The sequence below is a fragment of the Novosphingobium lentum NBRC 107847 genome (assembly GCF_001590965.1).
GTDB classification, from domain to species: Bacteria; Pseudomonadota; Alphaproteobacteria; order Sphingomonadales; family Sphingomonadaceae; genus Novosphingobium; species Novosphingobium lentum.
This window is the reverse complement of the sequence record NZ_BCTW01000020.1, coordinates 13,790-33,755: the sequence shown is the minus strand read 5'-3', so window position 1 is coordinate 33,755 and position 19,966 is coordinate 13,790. Positions and strand designations below refer to the sequence as shown.

The 19,966-nt window shown below is 66.1% G+C and carries 20 protein-coding genes; 12 read left to right on the top strand and 8 right to left on the bottom strand.

From position 1 onward, the window contains the following. Positions 1-219: 219 nt before the first annotated feature. The gene (locus tag NL2_RS16445) at positions 220-2,316 is read right to left on the bottom strand and encodes a glycoside hydrolase family 97 protein (RefSeq protein WP_084356153.1); all 2,097 of its coding nucleotides are present in this window, start codon (positions 2,314-2,316) and stop codon (positions 220-222) included. After that, complete coding sequence (locus NL2_RS16440) at positions 2,285-3,955, bottom strand: alpha-amylase family glycosyl hydrolase (protein WP_439646904.1); 1,671 nt, start codon at positions 3,953-3,955, stop codon at positions 2,285-2,287. The genes NL2_RS16445 and NL2_RS16440 overlap by 32 nt, the downstream gene beginning before the upstream one ends. A 273-nt stretch (positions 3,956-4,228) precedes the next feature. Here NL2_RS16440 and NL2_RS16435 point away from each other — a divergent pair, with 273 nt between their 5' ends. Next, positions 4,229-5,131 carry an ROK family protein gene (locus tag NL2_RS16435; RefSeq protein ID WP_068076784.1) on the top strand — a complete coding sequence of 301 codons (903 nt, stop codon included), beginning with the start codon at positions 4,229-4,231 and terminating at the stop codon, positions 5,129-5,131. Between the two features lie 70 nt (positions 5,132-5,201). Here NL2_RS16435 and NL2_RS16430 read toward each other — a convergent pair whose 3' ends face one another. Beyond that, entirely contained in the window at positions 5,202-5,804 is a 603-nt protein-coding gene (locus tag NL2_RS16430) for a DUF2585 domain-containing protein (protein ID WP_068076846.1), read from the bottom strand. A gap of 79 nt (positions 5,805-5,883) precedes the next feature. Here NL2_RS16430 and crtY point away from each other — a divergent pair, with 79 nt between their 5' ends. The 11 genes from crtY to NL2_RS16375 all read left to right on the top strand — a co-directional run bounded on the left by crtY (position 5,884) and on the right by NL2_RS16375 (position 15,880). Further along, positions 5,884-7,080 (top strand): lycopene beta-cyclase CrtY, encoded by a 1,197-nt coding sequence (gene crtY, locus NL2_RS16425; RefSeq protein ID WP_068076783.1) that lies wholly within the window; start codon positions 5,884-5,886, stop codon positions 7,078-7,080. A 2-nt stretch (positions 7,081-7,082) separates the two neighbouring features. Further along, positions 7,083-8,594 (top strand): phytoene desaturase, encoded by a 1,512-nt coding sequence (locus tag NL2_RS16420; protein WP_068076782.1) that lies wholly within the window; start codon positions 7,083-7,085, stop codon positions 8,592-8,594. Further along, positions 8,591-8,962, top strand: a complete 372-nt coding sequence (locus tag NL2_RS16415) for a surface-adhesin E family protein (RefSeq protein ID WP_068076781.1) — start codon at positions 8,591-8,593, stop codon at positions 8,960-8,962. The genes NL2_RS16420 and NL2_RS16415 overlap by 4 nt, the downstream gene beginning before the upstream one ends. Further along, positions 8,959-9,540 (top strand): LOG family protein, encoded by a 582-nt coding sequence (locus NL2_RS16410; protein WP_068076780.1) that lies wholly within the window; start codon positions 8,959-8,961, stop codon positions 9,538-9,540. The genes NL2_RS16415 and NL2_RS16410 overlap by 4 nt, the downstream gene beginning before the upstream one ends. Positions 9,541-9,604: 64 nt before the next feature. Further along, the gene (locus NL2_RS21665; RefSeq protein ID WP_068076779.1) at positions 9,605-10,555 is read left to right on the top strand and encodes a phytoene/squalene synthase family protein; all 951 of its coding nucleotides are present in this window, start codon (positions 9,605-9,607) and stop codon (positions 10,553-10,555) included. Then, complete coding sequence (kynB, locus tag NL2_RS16400) at positions 10,552-11,178, top strand: arylformamidase (RefSeq protein WP_068076778.1); 627 nt, start codon at positions 10,552-10,554, stop codon at positions 11,176-11,178. The genes NL2_RS21665 and kynB overlap by 4 nt, the downstream gene beginning before the upstream one ends. Beyond that, positions 11,175-12,395 carry a kynureninase gene (kynU, locus tag NL2_RS16395; RefSeq protein ID WP_068076777.1) on the top strand — a complete coding sequence of 407 codons (1,221 nt, stop codon included), beginning with the start codon at positions 11,175-11,177 and terminating at the stop codon, positions 12,393-12,395. Before kynB ends, kynU begins: the two co-directional genes overlap by 4 nt. Positions 12,396-12,458: 63 nt before the next feature. Next, the gene (gene hppD / locus NL2_RS16390; RefSeq protein ID WP_068076776.1) at positions 12,459-13,568 is read left to right on the top strand and encodes a 4-hydroxyphenylpyruvate dioxygenase; all 1,110 of its coding nucleotides are present in this window, start codon (positions 12,459-12,461) and stop codon (positions 13,566-13,568) included. Next, positions 13,565-14,113: a VOC family protein gene (locus tag NL2_RS16385; RefSeq protein WP_068076775.1), complete on the top strand. Its 549-nt coding sequence runs from the start codon at positions 13,565-13,567 to the stop codon at positions 14,111-14,113. Before hppD ends, NL2_RS16385 begins: the two co-directional genes overlap by 4 nt. Before the next feature lie 169 nt (positions 14,114-14,282). Then, entirely contained in the window at positions 14,283-15,134 is an 852-nt protein-coding gene (locus tag NL2_RS16380; protein WP_245647725.1) for a cytochrome b/b6 domain-containing protein, read from the top strand. After that, positions 15,131-15,880, top strand: a complete 750-nt coding sequence (locus NL2_RS16375) for a molybdopterin-dependent oxidoreductase (protein WP_068076774.1) — start codon at positions 15,131-15,133, stop codon at positions 15,878-15,880. Before NL2_RS16380 ends, NL2_RS16375 begins: the two co-directional genes overlap by 4 nt. On the opposite strand, the gene NL2_RS16370 is transcribed toward NL2_RS16375, so the two are convergent. The 5 genes from NL2_RS16370 to gorA form a co-directional block, all read right to left on the bottom strand. Further along, on the bottom strand, positions 15,877-16,287 hold the full coding sequence (locus NL2_RS16370; RefSeq protein WP_068076773.1) for a hypothetical protein: 411 nt from the start codon (positions 16,285-16,287) through the stop codon (positions 15,877-15,879). The two genes, NL2_RS16375 and NL2_RS16370, sit on opposite strands and share 4 nt — an antisense overlap. Next, positions 16,284-16,499: a hypothetical protein gene (locus NL2_RS16365; RefSeq protein WP_068076772.1), complete on the bottom strand. Its 216-nt coding sequence runs from the start codon at positions 16,497-16,499 to the stop codon at positions 16,284-16,286. Before NL2_RS16365 ends, NL2_RS16370 begins: the two co-directional genes overlap by 4 nt. Then, on the bottom strand, positions 16,496-16,789 hold the full coding sequence (locus NL2_RS16360; RefSeq protein WP_068076771.1) for a hypothetical protein: 294 nt from the start codon (positions 16,787-16,789) through the stop codon (positions 16,496-16,498). Before NL2_RS16360 ends, NL2_RS16365 begins: the two co-directional genes overlap by 4 nt. Positions 16,790-16,898: 109 nt before the next feature. Next, the gene (locus NL2_RS16355; RefSeq protein ID WP_068076770.1) at positions 16,899-18,425 is read right to left on the bottom strand and encodes an acyl-CoA carboxylase subunit beta; all 1,527 of its coding nucleotides are present in this window, start codon (positions 18,423-18,425) and stop codon (positions 16,899-16,901) included. Positions 18,426-18,559: 134 nt separating this feature from the next. After that, complete coding sequence (gene gorA, locus NL2_RS16350) at positions 18,560-19,918, bottom strand: glutathione-disulfide reductase (protein WP_068076769.1); 1,359 nt, start codon at positions 19,916-19,918, stop codon at positions 18,560-18,562. Between the last annotated feature and the right edge of the window lie 48 nt (positions 19,919-19,966).

Sequence of the window (19,966 nt, the reverse complement as noted above, 5' to 3'; positions counted from 1 at the left end):
ACGCCAGTTTCAGATACCGATTGCCTGTTCCCGACCAAGCTGCCCCCAATCACGCTGCAATGCAACAATTTGGGTGCGAACTTTGCTCTAGCCGTGCTGCCGCGATCATGCACCACGCATATGTATGCGGCCCTACGATCACCGGAAGGACGATCACCGGCCGGGGACACGCAACAGCTTGTCCCCGGAAGACTAGCACGGCGGGGTCGCGCGGTCCGGTCAGTCGGCCTTGCGCGGCTGGGATCCACCTGCATCAAGCCGGATCGCCGCCCCGCCGCCCGGCGCCAGCCACAGCTTGATCGCATCGCCCTTGCGCACGGTGCGGGTCTCATAGGCGATGTTGTGCCGGGCGTCGGTCAGGTAGGTCGCGCCTGCGCCGTCCTTGTAGATTGTCGCGGTGTAGGTCTTGCCCGCGTCGAGGAAGTCCATCTTCAGGTCGAGGTCGCGCGCCGTCGCGTTGTTGACCCCGCCGACATACCAGTCGGCGCTGTTGCGATCCTTGCGCGCGAAAATCGCGAAGTCGCCCACCTCGCCCGCGATCAGGTGGCTTTCGGCCCAGTCGGTTGGCACCTTGCTGATGAAGTCCAGCTCCCTGGGATGCGCCGCGAGGCTCTCGACGAAATCCGCCGCCATCTGGATCGGCGAATAGATCGCGAGATAGAGCCCCAGCTGCTTGGCCAGCGTCGAAGCGAGCGGGACGTGATCGTGCCCTTCCAGGCTGAGGATGCCGGGGGTGAAGTCCATCGGCCCGGCCAGCATCCGCGTGTAAACCAGCGTCGGCTCGTGGTCCGGCCCGTTGGCGAACTGGCCCCAGGCGTTGTATTCCATGCCGCGCGCGCCTTCCCGCGCCATCCAGTTGGGATAAGTGCGGCGCAGGCCGGTGTCCTTCACTGGTTCGTGCGCATCGATCGAAACGTGGTACTTGGCCGCTGTCTGCACGACCTTGAGGTGGTGCTGCACCTGTCGCTGGCCGTCGTGGTATTCCATCCTCGTCGTACCCGCTGTGTCGCCCGGCGCGATGATCCCGCCCGCATCGGCGACGTAGCCGGTCTTGACCGCCTCGATGCCCATCGACGCCGCGTATTTCATCGCATCGTCGAGCTGCGCCTCGTAATTGGCGATGTTGCCGCCGGTTTCGTGGTGCCCGATCAGGTGGACGCCCTTGGCTTTGGCATAGTCGGTCACAGCCTTGATATCGAAGTCGGGCGTCGGCTCGCTGAAGCGGAACTCGTTGCCATGGCCCAACCATTCGTGGTTCCAGCCCTTGTTCCAGCCTTCGACCAACACACCGCGGAAGCCGTGCAGCGCGGCAAAGTCGATGTACTGCCTGGCGCGGGCGGTGGTTGCGCCATGGCGCAGTCCTTCGGCCCAGGTCCAGTCGCCGCGGATCATGCCCCACCAGATGCCGATGAACTTGGCCGGCTTGACCCAGCCGACATCGCCCAGCTTGTTGGGTTCGTTGAGATTCAGCTCCAGGTCGTTCTCCACGATGCCGGCGGCGCTGTCGGCAATGCGGATCGTGCGCCACGGAGTCGCGAACGGCAGGTCGCGCACCACTTTGGGCCCGCGCGACGATGGTGACAGGGTGGAGCGGAACGTCTGCCCCGAAATCCGCTTGAACCACATCGCCGAATAATCGACCAGCGCGGCCTCGTGGAAAGCCAGGTGCGTGCCATCGTCGAGCCGCATCGTGATCGGGGTGTGCGCGATCGAGACGCCGTCGATCGGGGTCTTCTGATAAAGCTGTTCGTAGCGGTTCCATTCGCCGCCGGGAATCCACCACGCCGTGCCGGGCGACGCGATCGAAAATTCGGTCAGCTCGTCGGCGATGCGCATTGTCTTGAACGCGCGCTGTTCGGGCAGTTCATAGCGGAAGCCCACGCCGTTATCGAACAGGCGGAAGCGCAGGTTCATCAGCCGCCCGCCGTCTTCGGCCTTCTGGCGAAAGCGGACGAGCACTTCGTCGTAGTGGTCTCGCACGAACCGGCGCTCGCCCCACGGCTGTTCCCACGTGTCGTCGCCGCTGGCCTTTTCCGAGCTATCGATCGCAAAGCCACGCACCATGTTGAGCCCATCGGTGAGGATGAAACCCAGGCTCGACGGGGCGATCAGCAGCTTGCCCTTGCGCGACAGCGACCACTTGGCCCGCGCATCGTTGTCCGTCGACACGGTGAGGACGATGGTGCCGTCGGGCGAACTGGCAGTGACAGACCGTGCGGCGACTTGTGCCACGACCGCGCCAGGCACGGCCAGCAGCAGCGCCGCCAGCAGCGCCACAATGCCATCACGGATCTTGCATAGCGGAAATCTCGGCATCGGGCCTCTCCTCGATCAGCAGGCCCGCAAATGGGGGCAATGTCTGGCCGGCGATGCCGTCATTGACCGACGCGAGCACCGTGCCCGCACCGCCAACCTGATCCGGCCATTGAGCTGGCCGCGACGACAGGTTGAACACGCCTGCAATCGATTGTTGCCCTAGTTTGCGACGCAATACAAGGCGCTGCTGGTCTGCGAGCAGCACGTCGCATCCGCCGTAGCGCAAGGCGGCGTATTTCTGTCGCAGCGCGATGATCGCACGGGTGAGGTTGAGCAGCGACGCCGGATCGGGGTTCTGCACATCGACCGCGCGCGACAGATTCTCGTCACCCAGCGGCAGCCACGGTTCGCCCACGGAAAAGCCGCCGTTGACCGCCTGTGCCGCCCACGGCATCGGGGTGCGCGCGCCGTCGCGTGACAGGGTCAGCGGCCAGTTGGCGATTGCTTCGGGATCCTTGAGCTGGTCGAACGGAATATCGACCTGACTCAGCCCCAGTTCCTCACCCTGATACAGGATATAGTTGCCGCGCAACGCCGCGACCAACGCGATCTTGACCCGCGCCAGCCGGTCGCGGGTTTCCGCCGTGCCCCAACGAGAGATCGCGCGCGGCGCATCGTGGTTCTCGAACGCCCAGCTGGGCCAGCCCATTCCCGGCATGTCGGGCCATTCGGCCAGCGCGCGCTCGACCAGCGCCGGGGTCAGCGCGTCGACATAGAGAAAATCGAAGCCGTAGGCGCTGTTGAGCCGGGTGTTGCCTTGGGTAAACAGCTTCATCTCGCGATCGGCATCGTCGCCGCCGACTTCGGCCACGGTAAACACCGCGCCGTAGCGATCGGTCATCGCCCGGATGCTTTCGACAAACCCGACGATGTCGGCATGAGACTGGTTGAACCGCTTTTCCTGGAAATCGAACGGACGCGTCGGCGGCTTGCCGCCCGGCGCGACCGGGGGATTGTCGCGCAGCGATGGCTCGTGCATCGCGAAGTTCAGCGCATCCAAGCGGAACCCATCGACACCGCGATCGAGCCAGAACTTGGCCACTGCCAGCAGCGCGTCCCGCACATCCGGGTTGTGGCCATTAAGTTGCGGCTGGCACGACAGGAAATTGTGCAGGTAATACTGCCGCCGCCGCGCATCCCATGTCCACGCCGGGCCACCGAACACCGACTGCCAGTTGGACGGCGGCGATCCGTCGGGCTTGGCATCGGCCCAGACGAACCAGTCCGCGCGGGGATTTGTCCGGTTCTGCCGGCTTTCGACAAACCATGCGTGCTCGTCCGAGGTGTGCGAATAAACTTGGTCGATCGTGACCTTCAGCCCCAGCGCATGGGCGCGGGCGACCAGCGCATCGAAATCGGCCAGTGTGCCGAAGATCGGATCGACGTCGCAATAGTCTGCCACATCATAGCCGAAGTCCTTCATCGGCGAGGTGAAGAACGGCGAAATCCAGATCGCATCGACGCCCAGTGAGGCGACATGATCGAGCCGCGCGGTGATTCCCGCCAGATCGCCGATGCCGTCTCCATTGGAATCCTGATAGCTGCGCGGATAGATCTGGTAGATCGTCGCGCCGCGCCACCACGGCACCTCGGACGCGACAATATCGGGACTGTTCGACACCATGGTATGTTTGTTCATGGACCGTTCTTCCGGAGAGGGTGCGCATCGCGGTTCGCGATACCCCGTCACCCCGGAACACAGGCGCTCCGGCGCACCGGGCACAGCCAACCGCGTCGCGACTCATCCTAGCGCAAAGCGTCGCGGACGCCACGCCAAGCAGCGCGCGCGGCCGTCTGTATTCGTATGCGCATCGATTGCAGGCCGACGTCGCACGTGCGATTGGGCATCCTCGAGCGTTGGTGTTTGCGGCATGCGTGGCCGGCGGCAAACTAGCTTGGGAAGGAACCGGCAGTGGACAGTGGGTTGATCGGGGCGATCGAGGCGGGCGGAACCAAGTTCATCCTCGCGCTGGCCCGCCAGGACGGCGAGATCGTCGCGCGCACGCGCGTCCCCACGCAAACCCCGGCGGAGACATTTCCCGCCATGGCAGCGTTCTTCGGGCAAGGTCGGCAGGACTACGGGCCTATCGCCGGCTTCGGCGTCGCCAGCTTCGGGCCGATCGACATCGATCCCGCATCGCCTGCCTACGGCACGTTCACAACCACACCCAAGCCCGGCTGGTCGGGCGCGCGGTTCCACGATGCGCTGGGCCGGTTCGACGCACCGATCGTGGTCGATACCGACGTCAACGGCGCGGCGCTGGGCGAATGGGCGCAGGGCGCGGGCCAGGGCTGCACCACGCTGGCCTATACCACCGTCGGCACCGGCATCGGCACCGGCGTGGTGCGCGATGGCCGCTCGCTGATGGGCTTCTCCCACTACGAGAGCGGCCACATCATTCCGCCGCACGATTCCGCCGCCGATCCGTTTGCGGGAAGCTGCCCCTACCACGGCGGCTGCCTTGAAGGGCTCGCCAGCGGCCCGGCGATCGAGCGCCGCTGGGGCCGCAGCCTCGATCAGCTGGCAGACGAACCCGGTGCGGTTGAGTTGATCGCCGGTTATGTCGCGCACCTCGCCGCGACACTGGTGCTGCTGCACATGCCCGACCGCCTGATCTTCGGCGGCGGGGTGATGAAGGCGCCGGGCTTGATCGAGGAGGTGCGCCGGCAGACGGCGGCCAAGCTCGCCGGATATGTCAAGCACCCGCGCCTCGACGAGGGGCTGGAACGCTACATCGTCCATCCCGGGCTGGGTGACGATGCCGGGATCACCGGCGCGATCGCGCTGGGGCGGCAAGCGATCGCTTCGCCCTGAACGGAGACTGTTTCAGCGAGGCTGAAACAGGTCGGCACCGGCCCACTCCCCCGGTAGTGGAAAATAAACCCTATCCCATCGCCTGCCAGCGCCGCACCGCGTCCAGCGGCCACACCAGCATCAGCACGTTGAGCGTCAGGTTGTCGCGAATCATCGCCAGCGTGAACAGCTCGAAGCCGATCGCCATGACCACGCTGGCCCATGGCGGTATTCGCGCGGCGATCCAGAAGCCCAGCACCATGAACGCCACGTCGCTCGCCGAATTGACGATGCTGTCACCCGAATAGCCCCAGCTGACCGTGACAGCCCGGTAGCGGTCGATGATGATCGGCGAGTTTTCCAGCAGTTCCCACGCGCTTTCGATGATGACCGCGATGGCGAGCGCCCAGCGCGCCGGTCTGCCCCCGAACAGCCGCCAGCGGCGCCAGACGAGGTGCGCGGCGCCATAGAACAGCAGGCCATGGATCACGTGGCTGAAGCTGTACCAGTCGGAAACGTGCTGACTGTTCTCGGGCGATTGCACCACGCCGTGCCACAGCTTGATCGTGCCGCACGTGCAGATCGGCGGGCGATGCATCGCCAGTTCGATGGCGATCAACACCAGCCACAGCGCCAGCGCCACCAACATCCCGCGCCGATCCGGCAGCAGGCCCGACTTTTCACGATCCCCCATGCGCGGTTTGTGGCGCGGCAGACCGATCAGGGCAAGGACTCGTTGCATGGGCAACCGCATACGCCTAATCGCCTGAAGGATGACTGCGCGTCGGTGCGATATTGCAATTCTGGGCGGCGGCCTTGCCGGGGGCCTGATCGCGCTTGCTCTGGCCCGCCAGCGCCCGGACCTGTCGCTGCTGCTGGTCGAGCAGGATGACAAACTGGGCGGCAACCACGTCTGGTCGTTCTTCGGCAGCGACGTGCGCAAGGCCGGGCGCGATCTGCTGGCGCCGCTGGTGGTCGCGGCCTGGCCGGCCTACGATGTCCGCTTTCCCGCGTTCGAGCGCAGGCTGGGCACCAGCTACTACGCGATCACGTCGGACCGACTGGACGATGCGGTGCGCAAGGCGCTGCCGGTCGAGTCGATCCTGACCGGCGCCCGCGTGCTGGCGTGCACCGCGCAAACCGTTTCGCTGGTCGATGGCACGCGGATCGAAGCCGGGGCGGTGATCGATGCGCGCGGCATCCGCAGTCAGGGCCACCTCACCGGCGGATGGCAGAAGTTCGTCGGCCGCCGGATGAAGCTGGCGGCCCCACATGGCATCGAACGCCCGATCGTGATGGACGCCGGCGTCGATCAGATCGACGGGTTCCGGTTCGTCTATTGCCTGCCGTTCGGCCCCGACGAGATCTTCATCGAGGACACCTACTATTCCGACAGCCCGCATATCGAACCGTCCACCATCGAGGCGCGAATCGACGACTATGTGAGGGCCCACGGCTGGCAGGTGATCGAGGTGCTGGGCGAGGAACAGGGCGTGCTGCCCGTCGTCGCAGGCGGCGATTTCGACGCGTTCTGGCGGTCGAGCGGCAGCGGCATCGCCCACGCCGGCGGGCGCGCGGGCCTGTTCCATCCGGTCACCAGCTATTCACTGCCCGCTGCGGTGCGCTTTGCGCTCGCCGTGGCCGCGCGGCGCGATCTGGCGGGAGACAGCCTCGCCAGCTTCAGCGAAAACTATGCGCGGCGGCAGTGGGAGGGGGGCAAGTTCTATCGCGCGCTGTCGGCGATGCTGTTCAGCGCCGCCGTGCCGCACGATCGCTATCGCGTGCTGGAGCGGTTCTACCGGCTCGATCGCGGACTGATCGAGCGGTTCTATGCCGGGCGATCGACGCTGGCGGACAAGTTTCGCGTCCTGGCCGGGCGACCGCCGGTGCCATTGGGCAAGGCGATCGGCGTACTGACCGGACTCGGCGAGAAACCGCAGGCGCTGACCCATGCGAGCACCCGGCGATGACGATGGACCCATCCAGTTCGGCGTCCAATTCCACCGGCAAGTCGGCGTGCGTGATCGGCGCGGGCTTTGGCGGATTGGCGCTGGCGATCCGGCTGCAATCGGCCGGGATCGCCACCACCGTGGTCGAAGCGCGCGACAAGCCCGGCGGCCGCGCCTATTTCTGGGAGCGCGACGGCTTCACCTTCGATGCCGGGCCCACGGTCATCACCGATCCGCCCTGCCTTGAAGAGCTGTGGGCGCTGTCGGGCCGACGCATGGCCGACGACATCGAACTGATGCCCGTCCACCCGTTCTATCGGCTCAACTGGCCCGACGGGACCAACTTCGACTATTCCAACGACGAAGCGCAGTTGCACGCCGAAATCGCCCGGATCAGCCCCGGTGACGTGGCCGGGTACGAGGACTTCGCGCGCTATGCCGCGCACGTTTACGAGGAAGGCTACGTCAAGCTGGGCGCGGTGCCGTTCCTCGATTTCGCCAGCATGATCAAGGCCGCGCCCGCGCTGGCCAAACATCAGGCGTGGCGCTCGGTCTATGCGATGGCGTCGAAGTTCATGGCATCGGAAAAACTGCGCGAGGCGTTCAGCTTCCACACGCTGCTGGTCGGCGGCAACCCGATGACCACCAGCGCGATCTACGCCCTGATCCACAAGCTGGAAAAGGACGGCGGCGTGTGGTGGGCCAAGGGTGGCACCAACCGCCTGATCGCCGCGATGGTCACGCAGTTCGAGCGGATCGGCGGCACCGTGCGGATGGGCGATGCGGTGACGCAGATCGATACGCTGGGCAACCGGATCACCGGCGTGACCACCGCCAGCGGCTGGTCCGGGCGGTTCGATGCGGTCGCGTCCAACGCCGACCTGATGCACACCTATCGTGACCTGCTCGCCACCAATCCGCGCGGAGCCAAGCAGGCGAAAAGCCTTGCCCGCAAGCGCTTTTCGCCCAGCCTGTTCGTCGTGCACTTCGGCATCGAGGGGACTTGGCCGGGCATTCCGCACCACATGATCCTGTTCGGCCCGCGCTACAAAGGGCTGCTCGACGATATCTATGAACACGGCGTGCTGCCGCAGGATTTCTCGATCTATCTCCACCACCCGACCGTGACCGATCCGTCGATGGCACCCGAGGGCATGAGCACGTTCTACGTGCTGATCCCGGTTGCCAACATGGGCAAGCTGCCGGTCGACTGGGACCAGATCGGGCCTGTGCTCGAAAAGCGCATTCTCGACGAAGTCGGGCGGCGGCTGATCCCCGACATTCACAGCCGCATCGTCACCAAGTTCCACTATGCCCCCGCCGATTTCGGGCGCGATCTCAACGCGCACCTCGGCAGCGCGTTCAGCCTGGAACCGCTGCTGACGCAAAGCGCGTGGTTCCGCGCGCACAACCGCGACGATGCCCTGCCCAACTTCTACCTGGTCGGCGCGGGCACGCATCCCGGCGCCGGCATTCCGGGCGTGGTCGGCAGCGCCAAGGCCACCGCCGGGCTGATGCTCGAGGATCTGCGATGACGATGCTGGTTGTTGTGACCCAAGCCGCCGCGCTGGCGCTGGTGCCGATAGCGGAAACGCCGGGTCATTCGCGCTTTTCCTATGATCCGGCCTCGGTCTCGGTCGACGGGGACGTGCGTTCGGCCCTGATTGTCACGCACAATCCCGATCGTGGACGGCCCTTGCCGGGCGATCAGGTGTCCGCGCGCAGCACGATGGAATTTCATTGCGCCGATCATGCCTACCGTCAGGTAAGCACGGTCGCGATCCATCGTGACGGGCACGCGATAGAAGTCGTGCCGCCCAACGCCGCGCGACCTTTCGCGCCAGCACGGCCAGGTAGTTTCGAGCGCAAGGTGGTCGATGCCATTTGCGGGGTGAACCGATGAAGCGAGTTGCCGTCTATTGCGGATCGGCCTCGCCCGAGGACCCGCGCTATCTCGCGCTCGCCAGCGATGTCGGCAGGACGCTGGCGGAGCGCGGCATCGGCGTGGTCTATGGCGGCGGGCGGTTAGGCCTGATGGGCGCGGTGGCCGGTGGTGCGCTGGCGGCAGGCGGCGAGGTGATCGGCGTGATCCCCGAAGCGCTCGTCGGCAGCGAAGTGGCGCACCATGGCTGCACCGAGCTGCGCGTCGTATCGGGCATGCACGAACGCAAGCGCGCCTTCACCGACCTGTCGGACGGGTTCCTGACCATCCCCGGCGGCGTCGGCACGATGGACGAGCTGTGGGAAGCGGTCAGCTGGGCGCAGCTTGGCTATCATGCCAAGCCGGTCGGCCTGCTCAACGCGTTCGGGTTCTACGACCACCTGCTCGCGTTCAACCGCCACATGATCGAGGTCGGCTTCATCCGCCCCGCGCACGCCGGGATCATCATCGCCGAGCACGAGCTTGACCTGCTGCTGGCGCGCATGGCCGCGCACGAGCCGCACACGCCAATCTTCGCGATGAAGGCGCATGATCTGTGAGACCGCGTTGGTGAGACCGGACGTGGCCAACCATGAACAGGGCCAACCATGAATAAGGCCGACCATGGATAGGGCCGAACTCGTCTCCCATGCCCGGCAGACGATCGAACGCGGATCGAAAAGCTTTGCCGCCGCCAGCCGCCTGTTCGATTTCCGCACGCGCGAGCGCGTCTGGCTGCTGTATGCATGGTGCCGGCGGTGCGACGATCTGGCGGATGCGCAGGACCTTGGCGGCAGGCTGGGCGACCAGCGCGGCGCCGCCGACCGCCTCGCCACGATCCGCGACCTGACCGCACGCGCGCTGACGGGCGATGAAACCGGCGATTCCGCGTTCGACGCGCTGGGCGTGGTCGCGCGCGAGACCGGGTTGACCTCTGCCATGGCCGAGGCAGTGATCGCCGGCTTCGCGCTCGACGCAGCAGACTGGCAGCCGCGCACCGAGGCCGACCTGATGCGCTATTGCTGGCATGTCGCAGGCGCGGTGGGCGTGATGATGGCGGTGGTCATGGGCGTGCCGCCCGGCGATGCCGAAACGCTCGACCAGGCCTGCGATCTCGGGCTGGCGTTCCAGCTGGCGAACATCGCGCGCGATCTGGAGGAAGATGACGCGGCCGACCGCTGCTACCTGCCGCTCGATTGGCTGGTAGAGGCCGATATTCCACCCGGCGAACAGATGAAGCCACACTACCGGGCCGCGCTGGTCCCGCTGGTCGCGCGGATGTGCCACATGGCGCATGCGCACGAATGTTCGGCGCGGATCGGCGCGGGCCGCCTGACCTTCCGCCAGCGCTGGGCGGTGCTGTCGGCCGCGGCGATCTATGGCGAGATCGCGCACGATGTGGAGCGGCGCGGCGCGCATGCGTGGGATCACCGGACGGTGGTGTCCAGCGCGCGCAAGCTGGGGTTTATCCTGAAGGCGGCGGGGCTTGCGCTGGGCCGCCCTGCCCGTGCGTGCCGCGAAGGCGCCAGCCACCGCCGCTGGACCCGGCGCCAGCTGGAGGCGCTGGCCGCGTGACGCTGCTCGACATTACCCAACGCCTGCGCCCGGCACTGCCCGGCTGGCCCGGCGAGCCGGGGTTCGCCATCGACGGGTGCGCCGCGATTGGCCCAGACTGCCCGGTCAACACCGCGCGGCTGACGCTATCGACGCACGCCGGCACCCATGCCGATGCACCGCTGCACTACGATCCGGCTGGGCAGGACAGCGCGACTTGCGATCTGACGCCATACATCGGCGCCTGCGCGGTGGTCGATGCGCGGGGCTGCGGGCCGGTACTGTCCGCCTCCGTCATCGACTGGCCCGCCATCGCCGGTGCCACGCGCGTTCTGTTCCGCACCTATGATGCGTTTCCGCATGATCGCTGGGACAGCGCGTTCACTGCGATCGCCGCCGAAGTGATCGACCAGCTGGGCGCGCAAGGCGTCGTGCTCGTCGGCACCGATGCGGCCTCGCTCGATCCCGAGCAGTCGAAGACGCTCGACGCGCACCACGCGGTGCGCCGGCACGGCATGGCGATCCTCGAAGGGCTGGTGCTCGACCAAGTCACGCCCGGCGCCTACGAACTGATCGCGCTGCCCCTGCCGATCGAAGGCGGCGACTCCTCCCCCGTCCGCGCCATCCTGCGCACCTTGCCGTGACAGCGGCAGACCTCGACCGCGCCGACCCGCTGGCGCCTTTCCGCGAGCGGTTCCTGCTGCCCGAGGGCGTGATCTACCTCGACGGCAACTCGCTGGGCGCCTTGCCGCGCGACACGCCGGGCCGGATCGAGCAGGTGATGCGCCACGAATGGGGCGACGGGCTGATCGGCAGCTGGAACGACGCCGGCTGGGTGCAGGCCCCGCAGCGCATCGGCGACAAGATCGCGCGGCTGATCGGCGCCGATCCGGGCGAAGTGGTGGCGTGCGATTCCACCTCGATCAACGTGTTCAAGGCCCTCACCGCCGCGCTTGCGCTCAACCCGGCGCGCCGCGTAATGCTGACCGAAGCGGGCAACTTCCCGACCGACCTCTACATGATGCAGGGCATCGCGGCGCTGTGTCCGGGTGCGCAGGTCCGCACCGTGGCGGCCGATGCGATCGCACGGGCGCTCACTCCCGATGTCGCGGTGCTGCTGCTGACGCAAGTCCATTACAAGACCGGCGCGATGCGCGACATGGTGCGGATCACGGCGCAGGCCCAGGCGGCGGGCGCGCTGGTGATCTGGGATCTGAGCCACAGCGCGGGCGCGTTTCCGGTCGATCTCAACGGATGCAACGCCGATCTGGCGGTCGGCTGCGGGTACAAGTTCCTAAACGGCGGCCCCGGCGCGCCCGGCTTCCTGTTCTGCGCCGCGCGCCATCAGGATCGCGTCATGCCGGCGCTGTCGGGCTGGTTCGGCCACGCGGCACCGTTCGCCTTTCGCGACGACTACGCCGCGGCCACCGGGATCACCCGCTTCCTTGTCGGCACGCCACCGATCCTCGGGCTCGCCGCGCTCGAAGTGGGGGTCGACATGTGGCTAGAGGCGGATCTCAGCCTTGCCCGCACCAAATCGCTGCAGCTTGGCGCGCGGTTCCAGCAGGCGATGGAGCCGCTGTGCCAGCGCCACGGCTTTTCGCTGGCGTCGCCTGTCGCTGCGGCACGGCGCGGCAGCCAGATCTCCTACGCGCATCCGCAAGGCTACCCGATCATGCGCGCGCTGGCGGCGCACGGCGTCATCGGTGACTTTCGCGATCCCGATGTGCTGCGCTTCGGACTGACCCCGCTGACCCTGCGATTCGGCGATATCGACGCTGCCGTGGCCATCCTCGACGACATCATGACCAACCGGCGCTGGGACACGCCGGACCACCACGCACGCCGCGCGGTAACCTGACGGCAGCATTGACCGCGTCACACTTTTTGGTTACATTGGAAACCAATTCGGGAGAGCGTGACGATGGCAGACCTGTTCGACAATCCGATCGGCCTCGACGGGTTCGATTTCGTGGAATTCTGCGCGCCGACCAAAGGCGTGCTCGAGCCGGTGTTCGCCGCATCGGGCTTCACGCTGGTGGCGCGCCACCGATCCAAGGACGTGCAGTTGTGGCGCCAGGGCGGCATCAACCTGATCGCCAACTACGAACCGAAAAGCCCCGCCGCGTGGTTCGCCGCCGAACACGGTCCGTCCGCGTGCGGCATGGGCTTTCGCGTGCGCGACGCCCGCCTGGCCTATGATCGCGCGCTGGAACGCGGCGCCGAGCCGGTCGAGGTGCGCACCGGCCCGATGGAACTGCGCCTGCCCGCGATCCGCGGCATCGGCGGATCGATCATCTACCTGATCGACCGCTACGATACCGGCGCCGGCGAGTTGTCGATCTACGACATCGACTTCGCGTGGGAGCCGGGCGTCGATCGCCATCCGGTGGGCGCGGGCCTCAAGATCATCGATCACCTGACTCACAACCTCTACGGCGGGCGCATGGCGCACTGGGCCGCGTTCTACGAGCGCATCTTCAACTTCCGCGAGATCCGCTACTTCGACATCAAGGGCGAATACACCGGCCTCACCAGCCGCGCGATGACCGCGCCCGATGGCAAGATCCGCATCCCCCTCAACGAGGAAGGCCAGAAGGGCGGAGGGCAGATCGAGGAGTACTTGCGCGCCTACAACGGCGAGGGCATCCAGCATATCGCGTTCTCGTGCGACGACCTGCTCGACACGTGGGACCGCCTCGCGGAGACCGGTGCCCCGTTTGCCCCTGCCCCGCCGCAGACCTATTACGAGATGCTGGAGGAGCGCCTGCCCGGCCATGGCGAACCCGTGCCCGAACTGCAACGGCGTGGCATCCTGCTCGACGGATCGACCGACGAAGGCGATCCGCGCCTGCTGCTGCAGATCTTCTCGCAGACGATGATCGGCCCGGTGTTCTTCGAATTCATCCAGCGCAAGAAGGACGAAGGCTTTGGCGAGGGCAATTTCACCGCGCTGTTCAAATCGATGGAGGCCGACCAGATCCGGCGCGGCACGCTGACCGTCGATGGCCCGGTGGCGGAGCCGGCAGCGTGACCGGCCATCCGGTGAAGCTGGGCGGAATCCACCACGCTGCCTATCGCTGCAAGGATGCAGCCGAGACGGTCGAATGGTACCAGCGTGTGCTGGGCATGGATTACACCACCGCCTTTGCCGAGGACCATGTGCCCTCGACCGGCGAGTTCGATCCGTACATGCATGTGTTCCTCGACGCGGGGAATGGCAACGTCATCGCCTTCTTCGAACTGCCCAACCAGCCCGCGATGGGCCGCGACGAGGCGACGCCGGCGTGGGTGCAGCACCTGGCGTTCCGCGTGCCCACGCTGGACGCGCTGACCGCCGCCAAGGCGCACATCGTGGCGCAGGACATCGACGTGCTGGGCCCGACGCACCACGGCGTGTTCCAGTCGATCTACTTCTTCGATCCCAACGGCCACCGCATCGAACTGGCCTGCGACATCGGCACGCCCCAACAGTACGCCGAACTCAAGCGGGTGGCGCAGCCGATGCTCGACGAATGGAGCCTGACCAAGAAGGCGCCTCGCCACGCCGACTGGCTTCACGCGGCCAACCAGCACTGACGGACGCAGTTTGATCCGCTCATCCCGAGCGAAGTCGAGGGATGTCGCGTTTTTGTTCACCAGTAGCGCGACGTGTCTCGACTACGCTCGACACGAGCGGGGTTGGAAGTGATCAATCACATGGCAACATCGCTGGCCCCCATCGCCAACCCATGTCATCCTGCGCCGCGTGACCGACCAAACCGAATCGCCCGCCGCCCCGGTGGTTGCCACCACCCCGGCTCCCACGCTGATCTATCGCACGCGCCTGCCGATCCGGCTGTGGCACTGGACCAATGCGCTGGCGATCTTCTGCATGCTGATGAGCGGCATGATGATCTTCAACGCGCATCCCATGCTCTACTGGGGCAAGTTCGGGGCGAACCTTGATCATCCGTGGCTGGTGATCGGCCACCACGCCACCGCGGGGTTCATCCGGCTGGGCAGCACCGAGTTCCCGACCACGGGCCTGCTGGGCTATGCCCAAGGCGCGGCGCGCGCCTTTCCGCCGCTGGTCACGATCCCCAGCGGGTATGACCTCGCGTCGGCGCGGCAGTGGCATTTCTTCTTTGCGTGGCTGCTGGTGGTGCCGGGGCTGCTGTTCGTGGCCTGGGCGCTGATCTCGCGGCACTTGCGCGATCTGGCGCCGACACTGGACGAGCTGCGGCCATCGCACTTGTGGGCCGATATCAAGGCGCACGCGCGGCTGCGCTTCCCCACGGGCGAAGCGGCGCGCCACTACAACCCGCTACAGAAGATCAGCTATGTCGTGGTGATCTTCCTGCTGATCCCGGGCGTGGTGCTGACCGGGCTGACGATGTCGCCGGGCATGGACGCGGCGTGGCCGTGGTTGCTCGATCTGTTCGGCGGGCGGCAATCGGCGCGGTCGATCCATTTCATCTGCGCCGCCGCGATTGCCGGATTCATTGCGGTCCACCTGATCATGGTCGTGCTCGCCGGGCCGATCAACGAACTGCGCTCGATGGTGACCGGCTGGTACCGCCTGCCCCGCGACAAGCCGTCGAAGGAGATCGGGCGATGACCATCATCACGCGCCGCAATGCGCTGGTTGGCGGCACCGGGCTGCTGCTGGCCGGCTGCGACAAGATCGTCGCGTCCCCCACGGTCAAGCGCGTGCTGACGCTGGGCGAGAAGGCGACGATGAGCGCGCAGCGGCTGGTCAGCAACCGCAACGCGCTGGCGCCCGAATTCACCGGCGCCGAACGATCCCCCGTGTTCCGCACCAACGGCAACACCATGCCGGGATCGAGCGAATACGCCGCGCTGATGGGCGGCAACTTCGCCGACTGGAAGCTCGCGGTCGATGGACTGGTCGCCCGGCCGCAGTCATTCTCGCTCGCGCAGCTGAAAAGTGCGCCGCAACGCCGCCAGACCACCCGCCACGATTGCGTGGAAGGATGGAGCGCGATCGGCGAATGGACCGGCGTGCCGCTGGCCCTGCTGCTGCGCGCGGCGGGCCTTTCGACCAATGCTCGTTATGTGGTGTTCCACTGCGCCGACGATTTCGATGGCACGCCGTATTATGAGAGCGTGGACTTGGTCGATGCATTCCACCCGCAAACCATCCTGGCGCACAGCCTCAACGGCCAGCCGCTGTCGGTCGGCCACGGCGCACCCTTGCGCCTGCGCGTGGAACGCCAGCTGGGCTACAAGCAGGCCAAGTACGTGATGCGCGTCGAAGCCGTGGCGAGCCTCGCCGGGATCAACGGCGGCAAGGGCGGCTACTGGGAGGATAATGTCGGCTACCAGTGGTACGCCGGGATCTAACTGGCAGCGCAGACCCGCATCGTCAGCGCGAAATAGCGCTTGTCGCGCTCGCTGGTGAAGGCGATCCGCTGTCCGTCCACGGTCAACCCGCCGTCGGCCAGCGCCGCCGCCCACACCGGATCGCCCGCCTCGAACCAGCCGCGCGCACGGCCCTGGTCGAACGCATCCTCACGGCTCACCGCACGAACGGCGCCGACCGAGACGCCTACGGGCCGCGCCGCCGATGCCGGCACCGACACGCGAACGTAGCCCGAATGCTCCGAACAGGTTACAAAGACGTCGCCCGCGTGCAGTCCGTTGGTCAGCGTGACCGGATCGGCGCCACGTTCCCAGCTGTCGGCGGCATCCTGCGCGGCGAGCGGTGAAGCCGCCAGCACCAGCGCAACAACAGCAATCGCGAGCTTCATGCTATCTGCGGCGGCAGGTTGCCGCGCGACTTGGAGGACATTTCGATCATCGTTTCGATCCGCACCACGCGCTTGTCGACCGCCAGCACATAGTCGCTGAGCCCGCGCACGTCCTCGGCAATGCGCGCTTGTTCGGACCGCATCACGTCAAGCCGTTCCTGCATCAGCACGACGCTTTTCAGCGCGGCCAGTGCATCGCCCAGTGCCGTCACTTGCGGATCCCTGCCGCGCGCAATGTGCGGTCTACCTGTTCGTGCGTGGCCCGGGCCGTTTCGATCATCTGGTCGATCGACGCGTTCATCCGGGGCATCGCTTCGTTCACCTGCTCGACCAGTGCGGCCAGTTGCGCTTCATCATCGCCATCACCGCGCGGCTGCGCAATGAAGCGCGCCGTCGCTTCGCGCACGACACTGCCAACCGACTGACCGGTTCGCGCCGCAAACGCATCGAGCGCGGCCTTGTGATCGCGGTCGGTCAGGAATGTCACGCGTTCGGTCTGCATGGCGGATGAGCCCTTCACATTACAACATCATTATAATGTTTGCGCGCACCCCCGACAACGGCAATTGCCGCCGGAACGGAAGCAATGGGATCACCCGCGTCCCCCATAGCTACAACGGAATATTGTCGTGCTTCTTCCAGGGGTTCTCAAGGCTCTTGTTCCGCAGCTTGCGCAGGCCCAGCGCAATCCGGCGGCGGGTCGAGTGCGGGTAGATCACCTCGTCGATGAACCCCTTAGATGCCGCCACGAACGGGTTTGCGAAGCGGTCCTCGTATTCCTTCGTCTTGGCCGCGACGACTTCGGGGTCTTTCGAGCGGAAGATGATCTCGACCGCGCCCTTGGCACCCATCACGGCGATTTCGGCGGTGGGCCAGGCGTAGTTGAGATCGCCGCGCAAGTGCTTGGACGCCATCACGTCATAAGCGCCGCCATAAGCCTTGCGCGTGATCACGGTGATCTTGGGCACGGTCGCCTCGGCATAGGCGAACAGCAGCTTGGCGCCGTGCTTGATGATGCCATTGTGTTCCTGCGCGGTGCCGGGAAGGAAGCCGGGCACGTCGACGAACGTGACGATCGGAATGTTGAACGCATCGCAGAAGCGCACGAACCGCGCCGCCTTCTTCGATGAGTTGATGTCGAGCACGCCCGCCAGCACCATCGGCTGGTTGGCGACGATGCCCACCGTGCGGCCTTCGATCCGCCCGAATCCGCACAGGATGTTGCCCGCGTGCTTGGGTTGGATCTCGAAGAAATCGCCTTCGTCCAGCGTTTTGCGGATCAGTTCGTGCATGTCGTACGGCTGATTGGCGCTGGCCGGGATCAGCGTGTCGAGGCTGGGCTCCTGCCGGTCATACGGGTCGGCGGTGGGGCGCTCGGGCACCTCCTCGCGGTTCGACAGCGGCAGGAAGTCGAAGAAATCGCGCGCCACCAGCAGCGCCTCGATGTCGTTCTCGCAGGCAAGGTCGGCGACCGAGGTTTTGGTGGTGTGGGTAACCGCGCCGCCCAGTTCCTCCTGCGTCACGATCTCGTTGGTCACGGTCTTGACCACGTCGGGGCCGGTGACGAACATATAACTCGAATCCTTCACCATGAAGATGAAGTCGGTCATCGCCGGCGAATAGACCGCGCCGCCCGCGCACGGCCCCATGATCAGGCTGAGCTGCGGCACCACGCCAGACGCCAGCACGTTGCGCTGGAACACTTCGGCATAACCGCCAAGGCTGGCCACGCCTTCCTGGATGCGCGCGCCGCCCGAATCGTTGAGGCCGATCACCGGTGCGCCGGTTTTCAGCGCCATGTCCATGATCTTGCAAATCTTCTGCGCGTGCCGTTCGGACAGCGCGCCGCCGAACACGGTGAAGTCCTGGCTGAACACATAGACCAGCCGGCCGTTGATCGTGCCCGAACCGGTGACCACGCCATCGCCCATGATGGTCTGGTCCGGCATGCCGAAATCGACGCAGTTGTGCTCGACGTACATGTCGAGCTCCTCGAAGCTGCCTTCATCGAGCAGCACATCGAGCCGTTCGCGCGCGGTCAGCTTGCCCTTGGCATGCTGGGCGTCGATCCGTTTCTGGCCGCCGCCCATGTGGGCAGCGGCACGGCGCTTTTCGAGTTCGGCGATATTGGCGGACATGTGACGCTCCCCACGGCTCTGGCCCCACGGCTCTGGCGACGAACCGCCTAGCCATGCAGGAGCCGTAGCGTCAATGGCAACTTAAGCGCGCGATTAAGCCAATCTTGAGCTTCCGTGTACGGCGGGACCGGGTCCTACCGCATCAGCACCAGTTCCTCGGCCATCGACGGGTGCAGCGCCACGGTGGCGTCGAAGTCCGCCTTGGTCAGCCCCGCCTTCACCGCGATCGCCGCGGCCTGAAGGATCTCGGGCGCTTCGGGTCCGATCATGTGGAGCCCGAGGATCTTGTCGGTCGCGGCATCGACGATCATCTTGTAAAGTCCGCGTTCCGGGCGATGCCCGAACACGTTCTTCATCGGCCGGAAGTCCGACGAAAACACTTTCACGCTGCCATAGGCGTTGCGCGCCTGGCCTTCGGTGAGGCCGACGCCCGCCAGCGGCGGCTGCGAGAACACCGCGCTGGGGATGAACGAATAGTCGATGCGGACGTCGCTGGTGCCGAACAGGCGGTCGGCAAACGCCTGACCTTCGCGAATCGCCACCGGCGTCAGCTGCACCCGGTCGGTCACGTCACCCACCGCATAGATGCTGTCGCAGCTGGTCTTGCCGGTGTCGTCGACCGGCACTTCGCCGCGTTCGCCGATGACGATGCCCGCGTTCTCCAGCCCGAGACCGTTGGTGTTGGCGCGGCGACCGGTGGCGATCATCACCACGTCGGCGCAGACCGGGTCCTGCCCTTCGAAATGCACGTCGAACGCGCCGTCCTCGCGCTTGGTCACTTTCTGGAACGGGCAGTTGAACTTGTATTCGATGCCGCGCGCCATGGTGATCTGGAGCAGTCGGTCGCGCAGGCTCTCGTCATAACCGCGCAGGATCACGTTGCTGCGGTTGGCGACCGTGACATGGCAGCCCAGCGCGTTGAAGATGCCGGCGAACTCCATCGCGATGTAGCCCGCGCCGGCGATCAGCACGCGCTTGGGCAGCGTTTCCAGATGGAACACCTCGTTGGAGGTGATGCAGTGTTCCGATCCTTCGAACTTCGGCACGATCGGCCATGCGCCCGTGGCGACGAGGATCACCTTGGCAGTCAGTTCCTTGCCCGATGCGAGCTTGACCGAATGCGGCCCGGTGATCGTCGCGCGTTCGAGGAACCGCTCGACCTTGTGGTTGTCGAGCGTGGCAGTGTACGCCTCGTTCAGCCGGTCGACGTCCTTCAGCACCGCGTCGCGCAGCTTGGGCCAGTCGAAGCTCATCTTCTCGACCGTCCAGCCGTAATTGGCCGCGTCCTGCAGTTCTTCTGCAAAGTGCGAGCCATAGACGAGCAGCTTCTTGGGCACGCAGCCGCGGATCACGCAGGTGCCGCCGATGCGGTATTCCTCCGCAATCGCGACCCGCGCGCCATGCGCGGCGGCAACGCGGCCGGCGCGCACGCCGCCAGATCCCGCGCCGATCACGAAAAGGTCGAAGTCGTAGCTTGTGCTGTCGTCTGCCATGTCCGCTCCTTGTTGCGCGCCATATGGCGTCACGCGAGGGGCGTTGCC